Source organism: Nonomuraea sp. NEAU-A123 (assembly GCF_018603905.1).
GTDB lineage: Bacteria > Actinomycetota > Actinomycetes > Streptosporangiales > Streptosporangiaceae > Nonomuraea.
In genome coordinates, this window is record NZ_JAHFZZ010000001.1 from 824,879 (window position 1) to 849,750 (window position 24,872).

The window sequence follows — 24,872 nt, forward strand, 5'->3', positions numbered from 1 at the left end:
CGGCATGACGCGCCATCCCCAATGACACGATCACTCCGTTCGCACTCTCCACCCTGCAACAAAGGAGGACTGTTTCCGCGGGGATGGAAATACATCCCGTCCGGAGATCAGCTTCGTGCCCATCCTTAATTCGGCCATCTTCGTGCGGGCGACAGGTAGGCGAAAGGACGACGACAGCGCCCTTGTTTAGCGTGATGACCGCAGGGGTCAGCAATTTTCCGCAGACAAGGGGGAGAAAATGCGCAAAAGAAATCTCGGGGTGGCTGTGGCGTCGGCATTCGTCCTCGCCGGCGCGCTTATGTCCGCCCCGAGCGCGTCCGCTCATACAGCGGTGGCCGCGGCCGATCCCATCAACTGCGGCGGCTGGTGGCACTTCACCGGCAACGACCCATCCTCCGCCCGCATGGTCCGCTGGGGCGGCCCCAACGGGCGGCCGCAGTTCAACCTCATGTACGGCAAGATCCAGGGCATCCAGCACGGCTGGGCGCAGCTCTCCGGCGCCAAGCAGGGCGACTGGGTCACCCTCGACGTGACCAGCGACGGGGGCCGCACCTGGGGCTACTGCGGTCCGTTCGAGGCGCGATGGGACGGGGATATCGTGTCCACGCCCGCCGCACGCACCTCAAGCGATCCGAATCTGCAGTTCCGCGCCTGCGGGGCACCGAGGGGCGTGCCCGGCAGCCGCGCCATCTGCACCGCGCCCTGGTGACGGAGTCCGCGTCCTGGCCGGTCCTACGTCACCGGCCAGGACGCGGTCGCCTATTGACGAGGCCGGTCAGATTTGGGTCTTGCTCGCGGGAAGACATCCTATCTATGCTCGAACATACTCGTTAGTTAACTTTCCTAATAAACGAGTAGGAGCACCCCCCGATGCACCGATCCCTACGGCTCGTCGCACTGGCCGCGATCGTCGTCGCCTTCTTACCCGCCGCTCCGGCCCAGGCAGCCCCCACCAGGTATGAGGCCGAGAGCGCCACGATCTCCCAGGGTGTGGTCGAGTCCAACCATGCCGGATACAGCGGCACCGGATTCGTCAACTACGACAATCTGACCGGCAGCTACGTCGAGACCACGATCAACGCCGCGAGCGCGGGCACCGCCTCGATCACGCTGCGCTTCGCCAACGGCACCACCGTCAACCGCCCGATGGCCATCGCGGTCAACGGCACCACGGTCAACCGGGACTTCCCGGGCACCGGCGCCTGGACGACCTGGCAGGACGTCACGATCACCGCGCCGGTCAACGTGGGCGCCAACACGGTCCGGGCCACGGCGACGACCGCCAACGGCGGGCCCAATCTCGACTACATCGAGGCCGACGTCGCCGCGCCGTCGAACGACTACCAGGCGGAGGACGCCACGATCTCGCAGGGCGTGGTCGAGTCGAACCACGCCGGATTCACCGGTACGGGCTTCGTCAACCTCGACAACGTCGTCGGCTCGTACGTCGAGTTCACCGTGAACGCCGCCACAGCGGGCAACGCCACGCTGGCCTTCCGCTTCGCCAACGGCACCACCGTGAACCGCCCGATGGCCATCGCGGTCAACGGCACGACCGTGAACCGTGACTTCCCGGGCACCGGAGCCTGGACGACCTGGCAGGAGGTCACGGTCCCGGCGGCGCTGACCGCGGGCGCCAACACCGTCCGCGCCACCTCCACCACGGCGAACGGCGGGCCCAACCTCGACAGGCTGAGCGCCTCAGTCATCGGACCACCTGACACCGAGAAGCCGTCCGTGCCAGGCAACCCGCGCGCCACGGGCACGACGTCCGGCTCCATCACCCTGGCCTGGGACGCCGCCACGGACAACAGCGGCACCATCAAGGACTACCGGGTACGCGAGGGCGACACCGTCGTGGCCACCGTGACGGGCGCCACCGCCCAGATCACCGGCCTGGCGGCCAGTAGCACGCACACCTACACGGTCACCGCCCGCGACCCGTCGGACAACGAGTCGGACCGCAGCGCCACCGTCACGGCCACCACCCAGCCGGCCGGCACCGGCACCCCCGTCGCGGCCAACGGCCAACTGCACGTCTGCGGCGTCCGGCTCTGCAACGAGCACAACAAGGAGATCCAGCTCCGCGGCATGAGCACGCACGGCCTGCAGTGGTACTACCAGTGCCTCAACACCGCGTCACTGAACGCGCTGGCCGACGACTGGAAGGCCGACGTGCTCCGCATCTCCATGTACATCCAGGAGGACGGCTACGAGACGAACCCCCGGCTGTTCACCGACCGGGTGCACAACCTGATCGAGCAGGCCACCGCCAGAGGAATGTACGCGATCGTCGACTGGCACATGCTCACCCCCGGCGACCCCACCTACAACCTGGCCAGGGCCAAGACGTTTTTCACCGAGATCGCCCAGCGGCACAACGGCAAGAACAACCTGCTGTACGAGATCGCCAACGAGCCCAGCGGCGTCTCCTGGTCCACGATCAGGAACTACGCCCACCAGCTCATCCCCGTCATCAGGCAGTACGACCCCGAGACCCCGATCCTGGTCGGCACCCGCGCGTGGTCCTCCCTCGGCGTCTCCGACGGCGCGAGCGAGACCGAGGTCGTCAACAACCCGGTCAACGCGACCAACATCATGTACACGTTCCACTTCTACGCGGCCTCCCACGGCACCGAGTACCTCAACACGCTGTCGAGGGCCGCCGACAAGATCCCGATGTTCGTCACCGAGTTCGGCACCCAGACCTCCTCCGGTGACGGGTCGAACAACTTCACCAGGTCGCAGCAGTACCTCGACCTGATGGCCCAGAAGAAGATCAGCTGGACCAACTGGAACTACTCCGACGACGAGCGCTCCGGCGCCGTCTTCACCGAAGGCACGTGCCCGAACGGCCCCTTCACCGGCACGTCCCGCCTCAAGGCGGCCGGCGTCTGGGTCCGCGACAGAGTCCGCACCCCCGACGACTTCTGACCGCTTGTGAAAGGCCTGGTACGGCGAGCCGTACCAGGCCTCATGCGCGACAGGCTCAGGTTCCGGTGACGATGTCCAGCCGCCACGCGCTGAGGATGCCGGCCGTGGCGTGCGAGGGGGCGAGATCGCTGACCCGCAGGGTCCAGCCGCCTCCCGCGGGCTGGCCCACGAGTGGCGTGACCACGGACGGTGGCTCGGTCTTGTACTCCAGCAGCTTCGAGGTGTCCAGTTCCGCCCGATGCGACAGGACGACCCGCCGCCCGGTCGGGGAGTGCAGGACGAGCCGCAGGTCCTCGGGGTGGGTGTGGTCGAGGTCGATGAGGACCTTCAGAGTGCGTACGGTGCCCTCGGCCTCGACCGTGATCGTGTCGGCGACGCCGTGCGGGTCGCTGTCGGGGATGCGCAGGCTCGGCTTGGAGATCCCGCTGACGGTCGCGCCGTTGATCCCCACCGGCCCGGCCTTGAAGCGGATGGCCGGGCCGGGGTCGCCGATCCCCGAGAGGGTCAGCCCCGACTCAGCCCCGCTCCACAGCAGGCTCGCGGGGACCGTGGAGTGCGACAGGGCCGTGCCGTCGACCCCGCTGTACAGGTCGCGGCTGTCGCCCGCGTTGAGGTTGTTCTCCAGGTCGAGGTGGCCGTCGGCCTGGAGCAGCCCGATCTGGAAGTGACGCAGCGGGGTCCCGTCCTGCAGCTCGTTGGAGCCCCGGGTGTCGCAGTGGTACACGGCCAGCCCGCTCGCCGGCAGGTGCAGGTCCAGGCCGAGCTTGGACCGGTTCTCCACCAGGAAGTACTCCTCCGGCTGCGACGTGGAGTAGCGGAGCACCTTGCCGTAGTCCGCGTGCCTGGCCTCGAAGGCGCCGCCCGCGTTGAGGTCGATCTTGTCCGGACACCAACCGGCCAGCTCACGCAGGTAGGCGTTGACCGCGGCGGGGGTCTTGCCGCCGTTCAGATGGTTGCCGGAGCTCATCAGGCAGTAGCGGCCCAGGCCCGCGCTGGTGAAGTCGTCGCCGTCGCGGCGGCCGTAGTCGTACAGGTCGGGGAAGCGGCACAGCATGTGCCCGGATTCGTGGCAGAACGTGCCGATGGTGAGCTGTTCCGGCCCTTCCCCCATGCTCGTCACCATGTAGAAGTGGGTGCGCATCTCGCCGAAGACCTGCTCGTGGACGCTGTTGTGCGGCCACAGGATGCTGTCGCGGATGTACTGGGTCTTCCCGGCGTACATGATGATCACCGCGTCGACGATGCTCTGGCCGAGCGAGTCGTAGCGGCTGAGGTCGATGCCCGAGTCCACGGCCGCCTGGAGCGCTTCGGGGACGAGCAGGTCGTGATTGCGCGGGTCGGCGTACACCGTGATGTCGCGGCTCATCCGGAACGGGCCGACGACGTCGTTGGTGAACTGCAGGAGCCCGTTCGACATGGTCGCGAAGTACTCGTTGACCGAGCACGCGTTGCCGTTCTCCCGGTAGCCGGGCGCGTTCAGCAGCGCGTCCACCTGCGCTTTGGTGACCGTGGTCGCCTGGTCGGGGAAGTCCACGAGGATGGTGAGCCCGCGTACCGTCCCCACGCTGAGCCGGCGGCCTTCGAGCAGCCCGCCCGCCGGTCCCTGCGTCATCGCGATGTCCCGCGCCGCCGCCATGACCGTGCCCCGCTCGCGCAGGTGCCGGGGCACCCCGTCGGGCGCGTCGTAGGAGTCGACCCGGACCCCGGTGGACCGGAACCGCCCGTCCTCGACGTTCGCGTAGCAATAGACACCGGCCGAGGTGTCGTAGACGGCGGTGTAGCCGTCGACGGTCTCGTAGCGGGCGTAGTGCTCGTCCCCGAAGACGACGAGCCGCACCTCGTCGCCGTCCGCCTGCGCGAAACTCAGGGTCTCTCCGAAAATGGCACTCATCGAGGCCTCCCGTTCTGAGTTAGATGACCTCGATGGTCGCCGCGAGAAGGGCCCCTGGCCTGAGTATCCCTGTACTCAAACAAGCACCTCCTCACGAGCAGAGGTCGCGGATCTTGGCGATGACCTCGACAATGACGGTCACCTCGGCCGCCCTGATCGAGAGCCGTTTCAGGGCGTCGAGGATGCGCGACTTGTCCGGCTCGGGCTCCGCCAGCTCCCGCCGGACGTCGGCCGCGTCCCTGCGTGCCTTCGCCGGCTCGTCCACGGTCGTCTCGTACGCGCCGAGCAGCCTGTCCAACTGGTCCAGGAGCTGCTCCGTCGCCGGGGAGCCGAGGTTGTTCACCGTGGCGCGGGCGTGCGTGCCCATCGCGATGGGGCCGTTGACCTGGCCGCCGGTGATGTGCACGCCGTATTCGGTGCCCATGGGGAATCTCCCTTCTCGTCAGGTGCCGGGCCGGAAGCCATTGACCGTCGCCGACGCGTGCTCCCCGAAGGCGACCGGGCCGTGCACCGTGCCGCCGGCGCCCACCGACAGCGTGTTCATGGTCACGCCGGCCGCCTGCAGCCGGTAGGCGCCGGTCTCCACCTTCCGTTCCTCCAGGAAGTCGAGGACCGCCTCGGTGAGCCGCTGCTCGATCATCTTGATGTACTTCGCGACGTCGAGCACCTGGATGTGGGTCTGGAGGCTCTCGCTCGCGCCCAGCTCTCGGACGCTGACGCGGGCGCCGTACGGATAGACGATGTGGTCGCGCGGGTTCGGCGTCATCGCGCTCTGGCGTACGGACTCCACGGCCGTACGGACGACCCGTACGGGAGCGGCCAGCACGTCACGCAGCAACTGGAGCTTCAGCACCTTCAGCGCTTCCCAGGTGATCCGCCCGCTGGTCATGGTGGGGAGGCTGTCGACCACGTGGTAGTGGTCGTGGGCCGGAGGGAGCACGGTGACCACGAACTGCGTGTAGAGCATCCGGCCTTCGACGGCCAGGTAGATGAACGCGGAGGTCAGCGCCTCCTGGTCCTCGGCGGGCGCGACCAGGTTGCCGTCGAGGTCGCGGATCTCCTGGCCGGCATTGTTGATCGTCACGCGCTGGTAGTAGCGGACGCCGCCCTGCGGATGGCGGGCGATCGCCGCGATCTCCTCGGGGGTGGCCTGGAACCGGGGCAGGCCGTTCCGGTCGATCATCGGATGCGCCCCGGACGCCCGGTCGCGCTGCCCGTCGGCCACCGTGAAGATCCCGCGCGTCACCACGTGATCTCCGATGTCGAGCCGCTGGATGCCCTCGTTGGGCCGGAGTACGCGGTCGCGCATCTCGATGAGGCGGCCGCGGACGAAGCCGTGCAGCTCTACCGGGTCGATGTCGACGGGGTCCGCCCGCCGCGACGGCTTGTGGTTCTCGCGTACGCGGTCGAGCTCGACGGCGATGGACCAGCTCCGCTGGATCCTCCCGGCGCCCATGAACGCGTCCTCGTTCGCGTACATGGTGACGTTGCCCCACTGGGCTCTGCGGATGTAGTCGAGGCGGCGGGCGATCCTGGGGTGCGTGGTCCCGATGATCGGCTCGGGCGCGCCCGGCTTGAGGCCGCCGACGAGCGTCAGGTAGATCGCGATCCGGTACACCAGCGCGATGCCCAGCGTGACGACCGGAACGAGGAACTGTTGCAGCAAGGAGCCGGTGCTCCCGCTTCCGTACAGGCCGGAAAACGGCAGTCCTGATGCGAACAGGTACGCCGCCGCCGGAATGAGCGCGGTGACGAGCGCGAGAAGGATCAGCGAGAAGACCGAATAGCAGGCCCAGAACCAGATCAGCGCCCGCACGATCAGCGGCCCGCGCCGGATCCCGTCCACGGTGAGAAGGGCGAAGGGGACGAGGGTCAACAACCATCCGAAAGTGCTCAAAGGCGCCATCAAACAACCGATGACGAAAAATCCGGTAATCAGGGCGTCGCGGACCACGAGCATCGTACGAGAGCGCCGGCAGTGGTAGATCACCGGCATGAGGTCGAACCCCCCGTACGAGGGAGGGACCGCCCGGAACTGGTCAAACAGCAGCTCGGCCAGCACTTTATCGCGGAAACCGCTATCCAGATAGGCGGCGGCACAGAGATAACGCGTCACATTACTCATGCGAGAAGAATTCATATTCCGGGTTCGCGCATGCAGGGAATCCGTTCCGGGGCTGTCGAGCATCGTGGCCGCCTCCCGTTATTCGTGCGTGGGGGCGAGCCTATAGTGGGCGAATGTCTGTGGGACGCCTCGTTATCAAATAGTCTCTTTCGGGATTCCAGCGGGCGGAGAATAGCGCGAATTAAGCATTTTTCCTATTTTTTCGGGATTATTCCGGGAGGGGTGCATTGGTGGATGGATCGGGGTCCAGTCAGCTATGTGGGCGATGTGGGGCCGACGCCGGTAATCTCGACCGATGCCCGAGATGTGGAGCGGCTCTCGTGGAGCCGCCGGCAGCCCATGACGACTGGGGCTCCATCGGGCCGCGCCGCCGGACGCCGCTGATCTTCGTCGGCCTGGCCCTGTCGGGTCTCGCTCTGGCCTGGTGGATCCTCGCCGGTCGCCCATGGCCCTTCGCCGACGGAGCCGATGGAGACGCCCAGGCACGGCAGGACGAGGTCCCCACCCTGGCCGAGGTCGAAGAGCTGACGCCGGTGCCGGAGACGGACCCGTCCACCGGCGAGGCCGCCCGGCAGGCCGCGAAGCTCGATGATCTGCTGACCAACAGCCACTCGGCCCGTTCCAGCCTCTCCGAGGCGATCGCCCGCGCGAGCAAGTGCGAGTCGGACGGAAGGGACACCATCCAGAGCATCACCACGAACCGCCGCGACCAGCTCACCCTGGCCCGAGCGCTCGACGTGACAGCCCTGCCGGGAGGGCCCGCCCTCAAGGAGGCGCTCGTCGAAGCGCTCGACGCCTCACACGAGGCCGACGCCGCCTTCCTCTCCTGGGCCCGGCGCCACCTGGGCAAAGGCTGCACCGGAGCCATCGCGGAGGATCGCGACTACCAGCGCGGCCTGGACAGATCCGAGACCGCGCAGGCGGCGAAAACCCGCTTCGTCGAGGTGTGGCGCCCCCTCGCGGAGACCTACGACCTGACCCGCTGGAAGGCCGACGACATCTGAGGACGTGACCACGAAGCCGACGATGTCCATCGGCCGGCGGCCGATCCAGGAGGTGACGGCCGGCTATGGGCCGCCACCTCCATCAGCGTCAGCGCACGCGCGTCTGAGACGCCAGTGTCCCGCCGCCGGTCGCCTGCCACCCGGCCACCACCGTCGGGTGGGCGCCCGCGGCACGGGTCAGGGGGACGGTCACCGTCGTGGTGCCCCGGCCGGAGACGGTGACGACGCGGCTGCCGGCCGTGCCCTGGTCGTCGCGGACGAACAGGTGCGCCTTCCCGGCGGCGTTGGCGCGCAACGTCACCTTCACCGCGTTCTGGCCACTCGCGGCGGAGGTCACCCAGCCGCTCTCGGACTCCTTCGCCGCGGGACCGCCGGCGAGCGGGAGATGGACGCGGACCGCCTGCTCCAGCGACTGCGGCGAGTCCAGGCTGGACAGGCCGGTGTCGGGGATCACCGGGTCGGGCGGGGTGGTCGGCCGTCCCGCCGGAGGCTGGTAGCCCGGCAGCGTCGCGACGCCCCACCGGTACGGGTCACCCTGTACGCCACCCCACGTAGACCAGCCGATCCGGGTCTGGCCGGTCTTGTCCTGGGTGTCGGAGTCGTACACCAGGACGTTGAGCCCGAGGTGCGCGGGATCGACCGCGCCCGGCAGGGTCTCCATCGGGATGGCCAGCTCGACGTCGTACCCGCCGGTGGAGACCTTCGACGCCACCCGCAGGCCGGTGGCGGGCCCCTGGTGGTTGTCGGCGTCACGTAGGGCGCAGGGCGGCCCCTCGGCCGTCACCGGCAGCACCGCGGCCTTGAACGTGGTGGAGGTGTTCTCTGACGTGCCGCGCGGGTCGAGGGTCACCTCCACCGAGTCGGTACGCCAGTGCCGCTTGCAGTCGGACGCGGGCAGGCGGGTGCCGATCACGTCGTCCTTCACGTGGACCACCAGGAACAGCGTGTCGTCCCGCCAGGTGACCTTGGCCGTGCCGGAGCAGTCCGCCGCCGACGAGCACGCGGTGCCCTCCCACAGGCGGGAGATGTCCAGGGCGGGGCCGGGGTACTCGCCGTCGCCCTCCACGCCGTCGATCGCGGGCGCCGCCGCGGCCTGCGGGATGGACGCCGCCGGGACCAGTTCGAGCGCGGGCTTGCTCACGCTGGAGCCGTCCGCGCTGGTGGTGGTGATGGTGTACGCGTAGTCGCCGCCCTGGTTCGAGGTCTTCAGCGAGGGGTCGGAGTTGGTGACGGTGAACGCCACCGTCGTCGAGGCCCCGGCCGCCAGGCCGCTGTAGGGCGCCTCGGCGCGGTCGGCGGTGAAGCCGGCGGGCAGGTCCAGGCGTACGGTGCCGGACTGGGTGGTGCCGCTCACGTTGGTGACCACGACGCCCACCGGCCGGGAGCCGCCGGACGGGAGGGTGAGCACCGGTGTGACCAGGCCGCGGAGCTGCGGCACGCCGAGTTCGGCGGTCCACTTCTCGTACTGGGCGACCTGGGGGAGCAACTGCTGCCCACCTCGTACGGCCGGGCTGATCTCGACCTGCCGGTCGGTGTAACCGCGTCCGTGTTCGGTGGTCAGCGTGGCCGCGAGGCGAGCGCGGTCACCCGTGCCCTGGGGCGGGGTCACCGTGAACGTCGCGGATCCCGTACGCCCCTGGGCGATCCTGCCGAGGTCGCCGGAGCCGCTGACCTGCCAGCCCTCGGGGGCCTTCAGCGCCACGGCCGAGCGGCCCAGCGATTCGCGGGACGGGGCGGTCGCGGTGACCTTGACGGTGAACGCCGTACCCGGGCGGACGTCGAACGTACTGGGGCGCAGGTCGAGCAGGGTGCCGAGCGGGACGGTGCCCGCCGGGCGGGTCAGCGCGCCGTCGAGGATCGCCGTGGGCGCGGCCGCCGCCGCGGTGCCCGGCTCGGGGAAGGGCACCCGCGAGTCCACCTGGGTGAAGAAGTCGCAGCCGAGTTGGGCGGGGTCGGACGGTACGTCGGGGAAGACGGCCCAGCCCTGGGAGGCGTACGAGCGCTGGGCCTCGCGCTCGATGGCGGCCCAGGTCCTGCCCTGGCTCTGGGAGGCGCGTCCGCTCCACACGCCGTACACGTTCTGCGCCGGGTTCGCGGGGCGGAACGTCGCGGCGCAGGTGGGGCCGACCTGGGAGGTGCCGCGGCCCCCACCGAGGAACAGGCGGGCGGGCGCGAAGGGCCGCAGCCCCTCACGGGTGATCTGCTCGGGGAACGCCTTCGGGTCGGCCGCCGCGTAGAACGCCTCGACGGCCAGCCGCGCGGCCTGCTGGTGGTTCCCGTGGTTGCCGGGGGAGGGGGCCGGATCCATCGTGAGCAGGACCTCGGGGCGGGTCTGGCGGACGATCCGCACGACCTTCTCCAGGGTGTCCTCCCCCCAGATCTGGTCGGTCAGCGGGGCGCTGACCGTGTAGTAGAAGTCGACGTCGTCGAGGTTGAACACCTCCCGCACACCGGCCTTGCCGACCGCGGTACGCTCCTCGGCCTCCCGCAGCAGGCCGAGCGCCGGGCCTTCCTCCGGCCCGACGGCGTTGCCGCCGCCCTCGCCCCGGGTGACGGTGACGACGCCGGTGCGGACGTCGTGGTCCTCGTTCCACTGGCCGAGCGTGGACAGGCTGAACGCCTCGTCGTCGGGATGGGCGCCGACGAAGAGCGCGTCGAGGTCGACGGGGGGAGCGGGCGCCTGCTCGGCCAGCGCCGGGGTGGTCGGTAAAAAGGCGAGCACAGCCGCGGCGGCCAGTGCCACTATCTTCATGGGAACCTCCGGGGGTTATTCGCGGACCGCCCCTTGGAGCAGTCCGCGGACGAAGTGACGCTGGAGGAACAGGTAGAAGATCACCACCGGGGTCGCGACGATGACCGACCCGGCGGCGAGCAGGGTGAAGCCGGAGGTGTACTGGCCCTGGAAGAAGGCCAGACCCAGCGGCGCGGTCCGCAGCGACTCGCTGGTCACCATGATCAGTGGGATGAGGAACTCGTTCCACGTCCACATGAAGACCAGGACGGTCAGGGTGACCACGGCGGGCCGGGCCGGCGGCACCAGCACCTGCCACAGGATGCGCCAGGTCGAGGCGCCGTCGATGCGGGCCGCCTCGACGATGGCCCGGCTGCTGGCGCGGAAGTAGGCCCGCATCCAGAACGTGCCGAACGCCACCGACAACGCGACCTGCGGCAGCGCGACCGACCAGAACGTGTCGATCAGGCCGAGAGAGCGCAGGTCGAAGTAGAGCGGCACCGCGATGGCCTCGCTCGGCATCATGATCCCGAGCATGAACAGGTAGAACAGCACCGACTGGCCGCGGAAGCGCATGGTGCCGAACGCGTACCCGCTCATGATCGACAGCACCACGCTGACCACCACGACGAACGCCGACACCGCCAGGCTGGTACGCAGGTAGCTCCCGAAGTGCCCGATCTCCCACGCCGCCGAGAAATTTCCCAAGTGCAGCCCCGCCACGCTGAGCCCCTGCCCGGTGGCGTCGGCGCTGTCGTCGGGGCCGAGCGCGGCGAACAGGATCGACAGGATGGGAAAGAGCGCGAACGCGGCGAACGCCGACAGGATGACGTAGTTGGCCAGCCGCTCCCCACGCGAGATCACGAGGCCCCCCTGTCCGCGAAGCGGTTGATCACGAACGAGATCGCGAAGATGATCACCGTCAGGGTTACCCCGATCGCCGCCGCCGAACCGATCTGGCTGAGCCCGAAGGCCCGGTGGTAGACCTCGTACGACGGCACCGACGTCGAGTTGCCGGGACCGCCGCGCGTGGTGATGTACACCAGGTCGAACGTCCGCAGCGCGGCGATGACGGTCAGCGTCAGCGCGACCGCGATCTCCCCGCGCACCGAGGGCAGCGTGACCGCGAAGAACTCCTTGACCGCCCCCGCCCCGTCGAGCCGCGCCGCCTCGTACAGCTCCGGCGGGATGCGGCTCATCCCGGCCAGCAGCAGCACGGTCACCAGGCCGGTCTCGAACCACGTGCCGACCACGCCGACGGCCGGCAGCGCGAACGTGTAGTCGCCCAGCCAGCCCCTGGTGAGCGAGTCGAGCCCGAGCGCGTCGAGCAGGCCGTTGAGGGTGCCGTCCGGGGCGTACACGCGCCGCCAGGCGACGGCCACCACGACCATGGCGACCACCTGCGGCAGGAACACCACCGTGCGGAAGAACCCGAGCCCGCGCACCTTGGCGTGGTTGAGTATCGCGGCCAGCATCAGCCCGATGGCCAGCGGCGCCACCGCGTAGAACCCGACGAGGACCAGGGCGTGGACGAAGGCGTCACGGAGCCCCTCGTCCGCGACGATCGCCGCGTAGTTGGACAGACCCGCCCACCGGCCGACCGACAGACCGTCCCAGTCGTACAGCGACAACTGCACGGCGCGGCCTATCGGATAGAGCAGGAACGCCGCGTAGATGACGAACGCCGGCAGTAAATAGAGGTAGGCGACCCGTCTGGGCTCCCCGGGAGGTCGGGCCACGCTCACCCGTTCGTCTCCGCGAAGGTCTTGTAGTCCTTCTCCAGCGTGGCCAGGAACTCCTGCGGGGTCGCCTTCTTGGCCAGCAGGTCCTGCAGCGCCGCGCCCAGCGTGTCGGCGAAGGTCGGGGTCGCGTAGTCGAGATAGGGCACCAGGCCGTCGTTCTTGGTCGCGGTGCCGAACGCCTTGAAGACGTCCTGCTGCGCGCCCGCCTTGACGCTCTGCTGGTCGGTGTCGGCGACCGGCAGGTTGCCGGTGGTGGTGAGCACCTTCATGGCGTCGGCGTTGGTGATGAAGTCGATGTACGCCGCCGCCGCGTCGGGGTTGGGGCTCTTGGCCGTGATGGCGAACGGCAGGCCCGTGCCACCGGTCGCGACGGGCGGCGCGTCGGCCGTGGCGCCGGGCGGCAGTATGAAGCCCAGGTTCTTGCCCAGGACCTTCTCCATGTCGGCCATCAGCCAGGTGCCGCCGATCAGGAAGACGCCCTGGCCCTTGCTGAACGCCTGCCACGCCGGGTCATAGCCCTGGCCGTTGAAGCCCTTGTTGAAGTAGCCCTTGTCGACCCAGTCGACGAGCTGCTGGGCGGCCTGGGTGTTCTCGGGCGTGTTCCACGAGGCGCCCTTGCGGCCGAAGGCCAGCGTGCTGATCTGCGCGGCGGGGACGTTCCGGCCCTGCACGGTGCCGAACACGTGGATGGCCGGCCACTTGTCGAGGTTGCCGAGCTGCATCGGCACCTCGCCGGCGTCCTTGGCCTTGGCCAGCGCGGCCTGGAACTCCGCCCAGGTCTTCGGCGGCTGCAGGCCGAGGCCGGTCAGCTTGGCGGCGTTGTAGAAGATGCCGACGACCTCGCCGACCTGGGGCAGGCCGTACAGGTTGCCCTCGCCGAACAGTTTGCCGTCGGCGCTGTAGCTGGAGTAGCGCAGGACCGAGTCCGGATAGCGCTTCTTCCAGCCGTACGCCTCGGCGTAGGCGTTCAGCGGGCGCAACTGGCCGGCCTTCACGAACGCGCCCATCGAGGACCGGCCGTTGTTGGCCTCCACCACGTCCGGCGGTTCGTTGCCGCTCAGCGCCAGGCGCAGGGTGGAGTTGAGGTCGTCGAAGGAGCGGGAGACCCGTTTGAGCTTGATGTTGGGGTACTTCGCCTCGAACGCGGCGTTGAGCTGCTTCATCTGGGCGGCCTGCCCGCCGCGTACCTCCTGGTCCCAGATGGTGAGGGTCACGTTGCCGAGGGCCGCGGCGTCGGTGCGCACCGCGCTGGGCGCCGCCGACGAGGCGGTCGTCGGCGGAGCCGAGGAGCCGGGCGCGCACGCCGTCGCGGCGAGGGCCACGACGGTGGCGGCGAGCACGGCACGCGTGCGAGGCGTCGAGGCGATCATGGTGTTACTCCTTTTGAGCAGGCACGCGAGGCGTGTTCGGGTCCTCGGGCTCGTCGAGTGGGCCGCCGGCCTCGGCTGTGGTGCCTTCGGGCGTGGCCGGTGGCTTCCCCGGCATCTGCGGAGCCATCCCCACATCGGCGTGCCGGGCGATGGTGGCGGCCGCTCGGCGTACCGCGCCCACCGGGTCGGTGGGCACCAGCTTGTCGAGGAAGGCGTACCGGCGGGCCAGCGAGTCGCCGTAGGCGCCGCTGTGGCCGGCCGCCGCCCGCACCTCGTGCCACCAGTCGGCGATGTCCCCCCAGCCGGGCGCGGCCAGCGAGCCGCCGAACTGCTGGACGGCCAGCGCCGAGCAGACCCCGGCGAACGCGAGCCGGTCGTTCAGCGGCCAGCCGCACAGGGTGCCGAGCACGAGCCCCGCGCCGAAGACGTCCCCCGCGCCGGTCGGGTCCAGTGCCGTCACCCGCGGAGCCGGGACGAACGCCTCCTCACCCGTCATGGAGTCGATGGCCATGGCGCCGTTGGCCCCGTCGGTGACCACGGCGAGGGGAACCCGGTCGGCGATCGCGTACAGCGCGTCGCGAGGGGTGTCGGTGCCGGTGTAGGCCATGGCCTCGACCGCGTTGGGCATGAACGCGTGGCAGACCGAGAGCTGCTCCAGCATGTCGGGCGACCAGGCGCCGGACGGATCCCAGCCCACGTCGGCGAAGATGAGGGCGCCGTCGCGCTGCGCCAGCTCGGCCCAGTTGCACTTGCCCGGTCCGCCGAGCGGCTCCTCGGCGGACAGCGTCACGATCACCGCCTTGGACCGGGGCGGGGCGCCGATCATGTCCGACGCCGACATGGGCGCGGAGTGGCCGTGGGTCACCATGCTGCGGTCACGGTCGACGGCCATGGAGACCGTCACCGGCGAGTGCCAGTTCTCGAAGCGCCGTGACCTGGACAGGTCAACGGATTCCTGCTCCGCGAGCGTACGCCAGCAGAAGTCGGCGTAGTCGTCGTCCCCGAACGCGGCGGCCAGCGAGGTGCGCAGGCCCAGCCGGCTGGTCGCGATGGCCAGGTTGGCGATGCCGCCCGGGCACGAGCCCATGCCGTCGGCCCAGATCTCGGTCCCGGCGGCGGGCATCGCGGCCAGCCCGGTGAACACGATGTCGAGGAAGACCGTGCCCGCTAAGAAGACGTCGAACTGTGGCCCCTCCGGGGTTCGCTGATCGGCTAGAGGGTCGTACGCCTGGGCAGACACGGAACTAAGACCTCCTCGACAGAGCGAGATGTGCGCAATCTTGCATGTTTGCTCGCGCACTTCAAGTGTTTGGCGCGAGCTTTTGGTCAATGATGCTCACTCATGCGCGGATATGACTGATACGATGCCCCCGTGCTTCAGCGCCTCAGGCATGCCGAGATCATGCGCCGGGTCCGCCTCTCAGGCGCCACCAGCGTTCGCGATCTGGCCAGCCAGCTCGGCGTGAGCCCGTCGACCATCCGCCGCGACCTCGAGGTGCTCGACCGCGACGGCACGCTGAGGCGCGTGCGCGGCGGCGCCCTCGCCGAGGTCGACGCCGACACCGACCGGCCCTTCGCCGAGGTGGCGGGCGTCGACGAGCAGGACAAGGAGGCCGTGGCCGGCCGCGCCGCGCAGATCGTCCGCGACGGCGACGTGGTCCTGCTCGACATCGGGACGACGACGATGCGCCTGGCCCGCCGGCTCCGTGGCCGCCGCATCACCGTGGTCACCTCCAGCCTCGCCGTCCTCGACGTGCTCCGCACCGACCCGGCGGTCGAGCTACTGCTGCTCGGCGGCATGGTCCGCCGGACATACCACTCGCTGGTCGGGGTGCTGACCGAGGAGGCGCTGCGCCAGGTCTGCGCCGACCGCGTGTTCCTGGGCGTGAGCGGCGTCCGGCCGGACGGCCAGCTCGTCGACACCACGCTCGCCGAGGTGCCGCTGAAGCGGGCCATGATCGCGGCGGCGGGCCAGGTGGTATTACTCGCCGACCGGCAGAAGTTCCCCGGCACCGGCGCGCTGCGGGTGTGCGGTCCCGAAGACATCGACGTGATCGTCACGAACGAGGGCGCCGACGCGACGACGCTGCGCAACTGCGCGGCCGCGGGTGCCGAGGTGCAGGTCGTGTGAAGGGGTGGCGATGAGACTGACCGTCCTCGGCGGCGGCGGCTTCCGGGTCCCGCTGGTCTACGGCGCGCTGCTGCGCGACACCGCCAAGCCGCGCGTGGAGGAGGTGATGCTGTACGACGTGTCGGCGGACCGGCTGGCCGCCATCCGGCACGTGCTCCAGCAACTCGCCGCCGGGCACGACGACCCGCCCAAGGTGCTGACCACCACCGACCTGGACACCGCGCTGCGGGATGCCACCTTCGTCTTCTCGGCGATCCGCGTCGGCGGCCTGGCGGGCCGCACCGCCGATGAGCGGGTCGCGCTGGAGCTGGGCCTGCTCGGTCAGGAGACGACCGGGCCCGGCGGCATCGCCTACGGCCTGCGTACGATCCCGGTCGCCGTCCGGGTGGCCGAGCGGGTGGCCGCCGTCGCGCCCCAGGCGTGGGTGATCAACTTCACCAACCCGGCCGGCATGATCACCGAGGCCATGCGGAGCGTGCTCGGCGATCGGGTGGTCGGCATCTGCGACTCGCCGATCGGGCTGATCCGCCGCGCCGCCGCCGCCCTCGGCCTCGACCCGGCGCGCGTGTCGCCCGACTACGTAGGGCTGAACCATCTCGGCTGGCTGCGCGGGCTCTCCTACCAGGGCCGCGACGTGCTGCCCGACCTGCTCGCCGACGACGTGGCGCTGCGGCAGGTCGAGGAGGCCCGGATCTTCGGCGGCGACTGGGTGCGGACTCTGGGAGCGCTGCCCAACGAGTATCTGTACTACTACTACTTCACCCGCGAGTCCGTCGCCGCCATCTCCGGGCAGACCCGTGGCGAGTCCCTGCTCGGGCAGCAGGACCGGTTCTACGCGGCCGTGCGCGAGCGGCCCGAGCACGCCCTGGCCGAGTGGGGCAGGGCACGCAGCGAGCGCGACGCGTCGTACATGGCCGACACCCGCGAGATCACCGACGCCGGCGAGCGTGACGCCGCCGACCTGGAGGCGGGCGGCTACGAAGGCATCGCGCTCGCCCTCATGGCCGCCATCGCCCGCGGTGAGCCCTCCACCATGATCCTCAACGTCCGCAACGGCACAGCGGTGCCCGGCCTGCCCGCGGAGGCGGTCGTCGAGATCCCCTGCGCGGTGGACGGCTCCGGGATCCGGCCGCTGGCCACCCGCCCGCTCCCCGGCCGGTTCCTCGGGCTCGTGCAGCAGGTGAAGGCGGTCGAGCAGACGGCCATCGAGGCCGCCATGTCGGGCTCGTCCCGCCTGGCCGTCGAGGCGTTCGCCCTGCACCCACTGGTCGACTCCGTCGGCACGGCACGCAAGCTGCTCGACGGCTACCGGGCCCGCATCCCGGAGCTGGCCGCCGTCCTTCACTCGTAGCCCTCCCTGACTGCGACGACGAGTGTCGGCACGCCTACGACACCCTTCTGAGCATGCGGAGCGTGGGCAGGTGCGCGGTCAGGACGCGGGGCTTTCGGCGAGGAGCACCCGCTGGACGGAGAGCGACGCCAGCGGATCGAGTCTCAGCCCCCCGATCGGCCGGCCAGCCGCGGGGTCCTGCTCGCGCACCCGTTCGGCGGAGGTGGAAAGGTCGCGATAGTGCCGCGCCGCCGCCGCGTGGTCGGTCACGGCCTGCTCGGCGGCCTCGGCCACGCTCTGAAGGAGCCGATCGATGGAGTCGTCGCTCAACGGCTGCCGGGCGGGGGAGGAGGGGGACACGGTGACCTCCTGGCAACTGGCTGTTGCGGGAAGATTACTCTCGAGCGCCGCCGCTCCGCGTGAAATCCGCGCTAGCTCGCCTTGTTGTACAGGGTGAGCGCCCAGGCCAGCAGGCCGAAGGCGGTCGTGGAGGCGAAGACCCGGACGAGGTTCCAGCGCACCCATCGGGCCTCGTCGAACCTCTCGCGGACCGCGGCGAGGTCGGCGATGCCGTCCGGGTCTCCGGCCGCCTTGAGCGCGTCGTTGAGCGGCACGTTGATCGCGATCGTGATGATGAACGTGACGAGGTAGAGAACGAGCGCGACCGCGATCCACGGCAGCCCCGGCCGGCCGATATGGGTGGCCGCGGCGAGGATGGTGAAGGTCAGGGCACCCACGAAGCCGCCGCCCATGAACCACGGGTTGATGATGGCCCGGTCGAGGGCCTGGAACGCGCCGACGAAGGTGCGGTCGTCGGTTTTGGCGAGGCCGGGCATGACGGTGTGCGCGTAAAGGCCGAAGACGCCGGCCACGAGCCCCATCGTCATCGTGGCGGCCATCAGGGAGACAACTCGCAACGCGTCCATTGTTGTGCTCCTGAAAGGCGAGGGGTGAGTGGAGCGTGGCTCGACAATAGCAAGCAGGCCCTGTCGCGGCCCTTTCGCGCCGCTGTCGTGTCCAGCGAGATCGGTCCGTGGTAGCCAAGCCGGTTCGTGCGGTCCGCGGTGCAGCCAGGTCGGTGGGTGCTGTCCGAATACGGCCAGCCAAGTCGATCGTCTGCCTCGTACGGTCGGTGCCATGACCCGACGCGAGCCCATCAACCCGCAACGACAGATCCGCCAGGCGGAGACATTCGCCGGCCTGCACCGACACGGCGACCCGCTGCTGCTGGCCAACGCCTGGGACGTCGCCTCGGCACTCACCGTCGTCCACGCCGGCGCCAAGGCCGTCGCCACCACCAGTGCCGGCGTCGCCTGGTCCCTCGGCGTGCCCGACGCCGCCGACCTGGGCGTGGACCGAGCCGCGGCGGCCATCGAACGCATCACGGCGGCGGTCGGCGTACCGGTCTCGGCCGACATCGAAGCCGGTTACGGACCTGAGCCCGAGGCCGTGGCCGCCACGATCACGGCCGTCGTCCAGGCCGGAGCCGTCGGGGTGAATCTCGAAGACCGCCGCGGACCCGGCCTGTTCGAGCCCGCCGAACAGGCCGACCGGCTGGCCGCGGCCCGCGCCGCCGCCGACCGCCTGGCCGTACCCGTGTGGATCAATGCCCGAACGGACGTGTTCCTGACCGCTGACGGTCCGGTCAAAAAGCTGGAGGCGGTACAGGAGCGAGCCGTCGCCTACGCGGCGGCCGGTGCGGACAGCCTGTTCGTCCCCGGCCTGATCGACCTGGAGGCGATCGCCGAGCTGGCGGCCGGGCCGCTGCCGATCGCGGTGATGGTGTGGGCCGGCGCCCCGACGGTGTCCGAACTGGCCGCGGTCGGCGCGGTCCGCATCAGCCTCGGCTCCGCGATCGCCCAGGCCGCGTACGCCGTCGCCGCCCGCGCCACGACGGAGCTCCTGGAGCACGGCACGTACGACTCGACCGCCGACGGGATCCCGTACGGCACCATGAACGACCTCCTCGAGACGCCTGCCGGATGAAGACCGGTTGAACGCGCCGGTGACCGTCAGCCTGCGGACCGAGAGCGGGAAGGTGGGGGACTTGTGGTGACCGTACGGATACCCTCGAGATCGTGACGTTGTTCGGCATTCGTCCAGCACAGGGTGTACGGCTCACCAACATCTTCGCCACACCCTGGCATGTGACGGACGGCCCGGAGGCGGCGGCGCCGGGCGACCGTCCACGGCTCGGGCGGCCGGAAACCTATTTCACCGGCTCGGCCACTCCTCGGGTACTGCACCGGCTGGCGCTCGACCCGCGAGAGATCGAGTTCACCGACTGGGACCGGCCGCTCGCGGGGGCCCGGTTGTGGCTGTTCGCGGTTCCGTCCACGCAGATCGTGGCCGTGCTGAGCCTGGACCTCGACTGCGAGCTGGCCGACACGGTCGACGTGCTGGAGGACTGCTTCTACGCCGACCTGAAGATCGACGGCCGCCCGCTGGAGACGGTGGCCGCGGAGCTGGCGGGCGGGACCGGCGGCTTCTTCCCCGAACGCCATCAACTGGCCTTCGCCCCCCAGCTTCCGCCCGCCGCCTCCGACGAGATCGTCCAGCGGGTGATCTACCGCGGCGATCTCCCGAACCGCGACGAGTTCAGCACGATCACCTACCCGAGCGAACTGAACAGGCGTCCGGAGACCACCGCCGCCGTGAGCCCGTACGTCAGCGTGCTCTGCGGCCAGCCGGACTACGTGGAGGACGGCATCTTCCTGTCGGCCGTGCAGGGAGTGGCGAGCGCGGCGCGGCTGCGCGAGATCCGGTCGGTGGTGTATCAGGCGGTGGAGGCGTTCCGTGGCCGTGACCGGGCGCCGCAGACCACGCGGGACCGCCGCCGGAGCCTGGCGTCTCTGACCAGCCAGCTCGGCGACCTGGAGCTGGACCTCAGCTACAGCGTCGAGGCGACGGCGGATCTCGGCATGCTGGTGCCGTCGTTGCGGGTGGCGGGCTATCACGACGCCCTGTACGAGACGGTGGGGCTGGTGGGCAAGGCGGAGAACGTGGCACGCATGCTCGAACGGCTCGAACGGGCCATCAGGGCGGAACTGACCACGATCGAGAGCCTGGAGCGGCGGGCGGACGAGGACCGGCAGTTGCGGTGGTCGGTGGCTGTCGGGTTCGTCTCGGCGGTGGCGGTGCCGCTGACCTTGGTGCTTACATTTTTCGGGGTAAATGCGCAGGAAGTGGATGTGCGGGTTTCGATGTTCGATGGGCGGTACTGGGGGATCTACTGGTTGACGGCGGCCATAGTGGTGACCGGAGTGGTGGCATCGCTCGGCCTCTATTTGCGGCAACGCCACGCGATGCGCCGGGACCGCCGCTGAACGACGGCGGCTCTGCCTCTGCCTCTGCCGAATGGCGTACCCGCAGCGTCTGAACGGCGCGGGGATCTGCCAAACGGCCGATAGTCCCTCGCACGCCCGGCCAGCACGCTGGTCGCATGCCAACAACAACCCCACGATCTCTGATCTCGCGCTGGCCTGAGTGGGCGGGCTACGCGGCGGCGCTGTGGTCACTGGGCTACGGCGTGCTCGGCGCGGCCTGGGCCCTTGGCGCGCCTGGCTTCCCCTGGGGCGCTTCCGACCCCGACCTGGACGGAGGGCTGTCCATCCTCGCCGGCGCCACCCCGCGCCCCGGCGGTTGGTGGATCGCCGCCTTCGGCCTGCTCACCGCAGTCGTCGCACTGACGCTCGCCCGAACCGGCCGAGGCGCGCCGCGGCTCACAACCTTGTTCCTAGCCTGGCCCATGGCGGTCTTACTGATCATCGTGATCCCCGACTCCCGGCTCATGATGGGCGTGGCCTACTCGCCGTTGCTGGCCGTCGCACCACTCTTCGACCTGAGCCTGGGTGGCACCACCTTGGCCGATGCCTGGCCGTGGCCGGTGGTCAACCAGCTCGTGTGCGTGTTCGGCGGGTTGCTGCTGGCCGCCGCGGCGCTCGCTTATCAGCGACGTCGCCGTGATGCCTGCGATTCATGCGGGCGCACCGGCCGGGACGGCTGGACCGCACCCGACGCGGCGGCCCGGTGGGGACGCCGGGCCGTCTACATCGCCGTCACCGTGCCGCTGGTCTACTGCGCGACGCGGTGGTGCTGGGCACTTGGTGTGCCGCTCGGAGTGAGCAAGGAGTTTCTCGACGAGGGCGCGCGCGACGCTCCCGGCATCTGGCTGGCCGGTGCCTACCTGGCCACCTTCGGAGCATGCGGCGGGCTACTCACCCTCGGGCTGATGCAGCGCTGGGGCGAGGTCTTCCCTCGGTGGATCCTCGGGCTGAGAGGCAGGCGGGTGCCGCCGCTGCTCGCCATCATCCCGGCGACGCTGGTCGCGATCATCATCACGGTGGCCGGCATGACGTACATCCGCGGGTGGATCGCGGGCCGCTTCCTCATGTCGGAGTGGGGCGCCTGGCTACCGGAGACTCTCTGGCCGGTCTGGGGAGGAGCGCTGGCCACGGCCGCCCTCGCCTACCATCTGCGCCGCCGAGGCCAGTGCCGTCACTGCGGCCAAGGCGGCGACGACCGCGCACGGGCCGAGGATTCCACGTTGATCGTGTCGTAGGTCATGGTTCAGATCGGGTGGGGAGGGACGCTTGTGCTGCCATCCCCCTCACCGCCATCGGTCGGAAAGGCCCCCAGACGTGAACGCTGCGGCGGACGCGCGTCTGGGGGCCTTCTCCTCCCCCGGGGGCCAAGGGAGGTATGCACCCCACGGCAGGCAGAGGCACCTTCGTACCGGCCGTGGGGATGTTTAGCGAGGTAGTAGCGCCCACACGACGCGTTCGCCTGCCAGGCTGCGGTGGGTGTCCCATTGGCCGTTGGTGAGGGCGTCCACGACCAGGAGTCCGCGTCCTCCTGCCTCGTTTGGTCGAGGCTGACGTACGCGTGGAGTCTCGCCGGAGTTTCCGGGGTCGGTGATGGTCAACCGCCAAAATCCCGATTCGGGGATCAGGTCCATCCGTACCCATATGGCGCTCGCGTGAATGATCGCGTTCGTGACCAGTTCTGAGGCTATTTCCTGAAGGTCGGGAAGGGTTGGATGATTCGGGCCCATCCATTTCACGAGTTCTCGGCGGGCCAGCGAGGGAATCCGGTGTGATTCCATCTCGCTCGTCGCCCATACCTTGATGCCTGCGTATGGGAGGTCTGACACTGCTGCTCGCATGGCCACCTCGGAACTACAGCTCTCTTGCGGTTGTACGGTTACAGGTCCCAAGCATGACCATGGTCAATGCGGATGTCTTCCGGAATCCCCCTACAAAATCTTCACAATCCGTGGCTATATTTGTGTGTGCGGATGTGCGGAAGGAAGAGAAAGGGAGTGATATGGCAGAAGGTGGGAATAATGCTGTAAGAAACGCCAGCGAGGAATATCAGGCACGAATGCTGAAGTACCGGACAGCAAAGGGCCTCACTCACGCCCGGCTCGCCTCTCTGCTCCCATGCAGCGAGAGCCTGATAGGTGCGGTTGAGCGGGGCACCCGGTTGCCTACGGAGCCGTTCACTCGGCAGCTCGAAAAGGCATTGGGGCTGCATGGCGAGCTGCTAGAGCTGCTGCCCCCGATCAGGGGCTTGGGCCCGAAGTGGTTCAGGAGGTGGCCGGCGGCCGAGCAGGCGGCGCGATTCATCCGGCTCTACGAGGTGGCGCTGATCCCCGGCCTGCTCCAAACCGCTGACTACGCTAGAGCGATCTTCCAAGGCGAGCCAGGTGCGCTTCCGGGCGAAGCCGACGAAGACGTTAAGATCCGGCTCCAGCGTCAGACCATCCTGTCTCGGCGCACTCCGCCCACGCTGTCCGTCATCCTTGACGAAAGCGCCCTATGGCGGGAGATCGGCGGACGCGAGGTGATGCGGGCGCAGTTGGCAAATCTCCTTGCTCTGATGGCCCGTCCATGCATTACCGTTCGGGTTGTCCCCCTGTCATCCGGGGCTACGGCTGGATTGGGTGGCGCATTCGCGATAGCCGACACTGGCGAGGGCACGCAGGTTGGTTATATAGAAAGCGCCGACACCGGAGAGATCACGCACGACACAGACATGGTCCAGAAGCTGGGAGAGCGGTGGGAACTTCTGTCCGCCCTCGCCCAGCCCACCTACGAAACCAAAGAGATCATTCGGAGGGTGATGGAGTCATGACCGACAAAGAGCTCACCTCCGCTGCCTGGCGGACGGCGACGGCCAGCAGCGGAAATGGGGGCAACTGCGTAGAGGTTGCCCCGCTCAGCGGCGGACGCGTCGGAGTTCGGCACAGTCGGCATCCGGACGGGCCCGTTCTCATCTACACGCAGGCCGAATGGGACGCCTTCCGGGATGGGATGTCCAAGGGAGAGTTCGACTTCTAGCCGGACCAGCAGGGGCCTGCCCGGCTGGGTGGGCCCCGTGCTGAGCATCGGCTGCTTGACGCGGCGCCGCGGCTGGAGCGAAGGCGCGCGTGCTGGACGTGCTGAACCAGCACCACGCGCCGGGTTCGCTCAGAAGACGATCGTGACTCGGCGGTTCTTGGCGCGGCCCGCCGGGTTGTCCTTGCCGTCCTTGACGTTGGGGGCGACCGGATCGGCCTCGCCGTGGCCGGTGGCGGTGGTCGGTGGCTTGCCGTGCAGGATGCGGTCCAGTTCCCGCTTGACGCTCTGGGCCCGGCGCTGTGACAGCGTCAGGTTGTAGCCGGTCGTGCCGACCGCGTCGGTGTAGCCGTCCACCCGTACCGTGCCGGAAGCCGTACGCAGGCGGTCGGCGATCCGGGCGAGGTGGCGGGCCGCGACCGGCGTCAGCCGGGCCTGGTCGAAGGCGAATAGCACGTCCGAGGAGATCGTGATCTTGGTACGGGTCCCCTCGTCGACCTCCGTCTCCAGCGGCACGATCGTGAACTTCAGGTCGAGGATCGCCCGCTGAATGTTGGCCTCCGGCACGTCGGCGGCAGGGCCGGTCACCGCCACGGCGGCCAGCATGGGCAGCACAGACAGTGTCCGGAGCATCATGACGTCACCGGCACGTCGCGGAACGGCGGCCAGCCGCCGATGCTCACGTCCAGCGAGGTGACGTCGCCCTCGGGCGCGGGGAAGGTGTACGTCCGGATGGCCGCTTCCTCCATCTTCAGGATCCAGTACGCCGGCTGGAGCGGCTGGTCCTGGGAGTCCCGTACGACGAGATAGCGCTTGAGGTTGACGCTGTCCACGAGCGTGATCGCGGTGGGTCCCGCCCCGGTGAACTCCTCCACCGAGATGTACGTCTCGCCCTTCTCGGAATGCGGGGTGATCGAAAGGACCAGGTCCAGCAGCTTGCCCCGGCGTTTGAGGCTGAGCACCAGCACGTCCGCGCTCGTCGGCGTACCGGCTCCGAAGGTGGCCTTGGCCAGCGCTCCCGAGCCCTGCGGGTCGGTGGCTTGCGATGCGGTGGTCTGCGGGTTGGTGGGTTGCTGTTCGGCGGGCGTGGCGGGGTTCGCCGAAGGCGCGTTGGGCGGCGGCAGGAACGACCCCGGGGAACTCGGCGTCACCGTGTGGTCGGGCCCCAGCCCGGGCACGGCGCAGCCGCCCAGCGCGAGCGGGAGCAGGAAAGCCGCTGCGAGCCATTTTCGAGTACGCATGACATCCTCCGTCTGGCGGCCGCGACCACCATACG

General features: G+C 69.4%; 23 protein-coding genes. 10 read left to right on the forward strand and 13 right to left on the reverse strand.

From position 1 onward, the window contains the following. Nucleotides 1-238 precede the first annotated feature (238 nt). Both KLK06_RS03755 and KLK06_RS62935 read left to right on the forward strand, forming a co-directional pair. On the forward strand, nucleotides 239-709 hold the full coding sequence (locus KLK06_RS03755; protein WP_214633831.1) for a hypothetical protein: 471 nt from the start codon (nucleotides 239-241) through the stop codon (nucleotides 707-709). Between the two features lie 161 nt (nucleotides 710-870). Then, complete coding sequence (locus tag KLK06_RS62935; RefSeq protein ID WP_374197093.1) at nucleotides 871-2,934, forward strand: cellulase family glycosylhydrolase; 2,064 nt, start codon at nucleotides 871-873, stop codon at nucleotides 2,932-2,934. 55 nt (nucleotides 2,935-2,989) lie between these two features. Here KLK06_RS62935 and KLK06_RS03770 read toward each other — a convergent pair whose 3' ends face one another. From KLK06_RS03770 to KLK06_RS03780, 3 genes are all read right to left on the reverse strand, one after another. Continuing rightward, on the reverse strand, nucleotides 2,990-4,825 hold the full coding sequence (locus KLK06_RS03770) for a M6 family metalloprotease domain-containing protein (RefSeq protein ID WP_214633832.1): 1,836 nt from the start codon (nucleotides 4,823-4,825) through the stop codon (nucleotides 2,990-2,992). Nucleotides 4,826-4,916: 91 nt separating this feature from the next. Further along, entirely contained in the window at nucleotides 4,917-5,249 is a 333-nt protein-coding gene (locus tag KLK06_RS03775; RefSeq protein ID WP_214633833.1) for a hypothetical protein, read from the reverse strand. Nucleotides 5,250-5,267: 18 nt separating this feature from the next. After that, the gene (locus tag KLK06_RS03780) at nucleotides 5,268-6,950 is read right to left on the reverse strand and encodes a hypothetical protein (protein WP_214633835.1); all 1,683 of its coding nucleotides are present in this window, start codon (nucleotides 6,948-6,950) and stop codon (nucleotides 5,268-5,270) included. A 320-nt stretch (nucleotides 6,951-7,270) separates the two neighbouring features. Between KLK06_RS03780 and KLK06_RS03785 the strand changes: the two genes are divergently transcribed. Continuing rightward, nucleotides 7,271-7,954, forward strand: coding sequence for a hypothetical protein (locus tag KLK06_RS03785; RefSeq protein ID WP_214633836.1), 684 nt, complete (start codon nucleotides 7,271-7,273; stop codon nucleotides 7,952-7,954). Between the two features lie 88 nt (nucleotides 7,955-8,042). Here KLK06_RS03785 and KLK06_RS03790 read toward each other — a convergent pair whose 3' ends face one another. The 5 genes from KLK06_RS03790 to KLK06_RS03810 are packed head-to-tail and all read right to left on the reverse strand — an operon-like array spanning nucleotide 8,043 to nucleotide 15,037. Beyond that, nucleotides 8,043-10,706 carry a sugar-binding protein gene (locus KLK06_RS03790; RefSeq protein ID WP_214633838.1) on the reverse strand — a complete coding sequence of 888 codons (2,664 nt, stop codon included), beginning with the start codon at nucleotides 10,704-10,706 and terminating at the stop codon, nucleotides 8,043-8,045. 15 nt (nucleotides 10,707-10,721) lie between these two features. Next, nucleotides 10,722-11,549, reverse strand: a complete 828-nt coding sequence (locus KLK06_RS03795; RefSeq protein ID WP_214633839.1) for a carbohydrate ABC transporter permease — start codon at nucleotides 11,547-11,549, stop codon at nucleotides 10,722-10,724. Beyond that, complete coding sequence (locus tag KLK06_RS03800) at nucleotides 11,546-12,424, reverse strand: sugar ABC transporter permease (protein WP_308168085.1); 879 nt, start codon at nucleotides 12,422-12,424, stop codon at nucleotides 11,546-11,548. Before KLK06_RS03800 ends, KLK06_RS03795 begins: the two co-directional genes overlap by 4 nt. Nucleotides 12,425-12,426: 2 nt before the next feature. Beyond that, the gene (locus KLK06_RS03805) at nucleotides 12,427-13,797 is read right to left on the reverse strand and encodes an extracellular solute-binding protein (RefSeq protein WP_214633841.1); all 1,371 of its coding nucleotides are present in this window, start codon (nucleotides 13,795-13,797) and stop codon (nucleotides 12,427-12,429) included. Between the two features lie 4 nt (nucleotides 13,798-13,801). Next, nucleotides 13,802-15,037: a PfkB family carbohydrate kinase gene (locus KLK06_RS03810; protein WP_214633842.1), complete on the reverse strand. Its 1,236-nt coding sequence runs from the start codon at nucleotides 15,035-15,037 to the stop codon at nucleotides 13,802-13,804. Nucleotides 15,038-15,169: 132 nt separating this feature from the next. On the opposite strand from KLK06_RS03810, the gene KLK06_RS03815 reads away from it, so the two are divergent. Together KLK06_RS03815 and KLK06_RS03820 are read left to right on the forward strand one after the other, a co-directional pair. Further along, complete coding sequence (locus KLK06_RS03815) at nucleotides 15,170-15,928, forward strand: DeoR/GlpR family DNA-binding transcription regulator (RefSeq protein WP_214633844.1); 759 nt, start codon at nucleotides 15,170-15,172, stop codon at nucleotides 15,926-15,928. Nucleotides 15,929-15,938: 10 nt separating this feature from the next. Further along, complete coding sequence (locus tag KLK06_RS03820) at nucleotides 15,939-17,279, forward strand: 6-phospho-beta-glucosidase (RefSeq protein ID WP_214633845.1); 1,341 nt, start codon at nucleotides 15,939-15,941, stop codon at nucleotides 17,277-17,279. 78 nt (nucleotides 17,280-17,357) lie between these two features. Here the strand turns inward: KLK06_RS03820 and KLK06_RS03825 are convergent, their stop codons facing one another. Further along, complete coding sequence (locus KLK06_RS03825; RefSeq protein WP_214633846.1) at nucleotides 17,358-17,618, reverse strand: hypothetical protein; 261 nt, start codon at nucleotides 17,616-17,618, stop codon at nucleotides 17,358-17,360. Between the two features lie 71 nt (nucleotides 17,619-17,689). After that, nucleotides 17,690-18,184: a DUF1772 domain-containing protein gene (locus tag KLK06_RS03830; protein WP_214633847.1), complete on the reverse strand. Its 495-nt coding sequence runs from the start codon at nucleotides 18,182-18,184 to the stop codon at nucleotides 17,690-17,692. 211 nt (nucleotides 18,185-18,395) lie between these two features. On the opposite strand from KLK06_RS03830, the gene KLK06_RS03835 reads away from it, so the two are divergent. From KLK06_RS03835 to KLK06_RS03845, 3 genes are all read left to right on the forward strand, one after another. Further along, nucleotides 18,396-19,244, forward strand: coding sequence for an isocitrate lyase/phosphoenolpyruvate mutase family protein (locus tag KLK06_RS03835; RefSeq protein ID WP_214633848.1), 849 nt, complete (start codon nucleotides 18,396-18,398; stop codon nucleotides 19,242-19,244). A 92-nt stretch (nucleotides 19,245-19,336) separates the two neighbouring features. After that, nucleotides 19,337-20,584: a hypothetical protein gene (locus KLK06_RS03840; protein WP_214633849.1), complete on the forward strand. Its 1,248-nt coding sequence runs from the start codon at nucleotides 19,337-19,339 to the stop codon at nucleotides 20,582-20,584. 116 nt (nucleotides 20,585-20,700) lie between these two features. Further along, a complete protein-coding gene (locus KLK06_RS03845) occupies nucleotides 20,701-21,819 on the forward strand; it encodes a hypothetical protein (protein WP_214633850.1) in 1,119 nt (372 codons plus the stop codon). Between the two features lie 189 nt (nucleotides 21,820-22,008). Here KLK06_RS03845 and KLK06_RS62940 read toward each other — a convergent pair whose 3' ends face one another. After that, nucleotides 22,009-22,422, reverse strand: a complete 414-nt coding sequence (locus KLK06_RS62940) for an ATP-binding protein (RefSeq protein ID WP_374197094.1) — start codon at nucleotides 22,420-22,422, stop codon at nucleotides 22,009-22,011. Between the two features lie 53 nt (nucleotides 22,423-22,475). Here KLK06_RS62940 and KLK06_RS03850 point away from each other — a divergent pair, with 53 nt between their 5' ends. Both KLK06_RS03850 and KLK06_RS03855 read left to right on the forward strand, forming a co-directional pair. Beyond that, nucleotides 22,476-23,393, forward strand: coding sequence for a helix-turn-helix transcriptional regulator (locus KLK06_RS03850; RefSeq protein WP_214633851.1), 918 nt, complete (start codon nucleotides 22,476-22,478; stop codon nucleotides 23,391-23,393). Next, nucleotides 23,390-23,599, forward strand: a complete 210-nt coding sequence (locus KLK06_RS03855; protein WP_214633852.1) for a DUF397 domain-containing protein — start codon at nucleotides 23,390-23,392, stop codon at nucleotides 23,597-23,599. The genes KLK06_RS03850 and KLK06_RS03855 overlap by 4 nt, the downstream gene beginning before the upstream one ends. A 129-nt stretch (nucleotides 23,600-23,728) precedes the next feature. Here KLK06_RS03855 and KLK06_RS03860 read toward each other — a convergent pair whose 3' ends face one another. Together KLK06_RS03860 and KLK06_RS03865 are read right to left on the reverse strand one after the other, a co-directional pair. Then, a complete protein-coding gene (locus KLK06_RS03860) occupies nucleotides 23,729-24,232 on the reverse strand; it encodes an OmpA family protein (protein ID WP_214633853.1) in 504 nt (167 codons plus the stop codon). Continuing rightward, on the reverse strand, nucleotides 24,229-24,837 hold the full coding sequence (locus KLK06_RS03865; RefSeq protein ID WP_214633854.1) for a hypothetical protein: 609 nt from the start codon (nucleotides 24,835-24,837) through the stop codon (nucleotides 24,229-24,231). Before KLK06_RS03865 ends, KLK06_RS03860 begins: the two co-directional genes overlap by 4 nt. Nucleotides 24,838-24,872 lie beyond the last annotated feature (35 nt).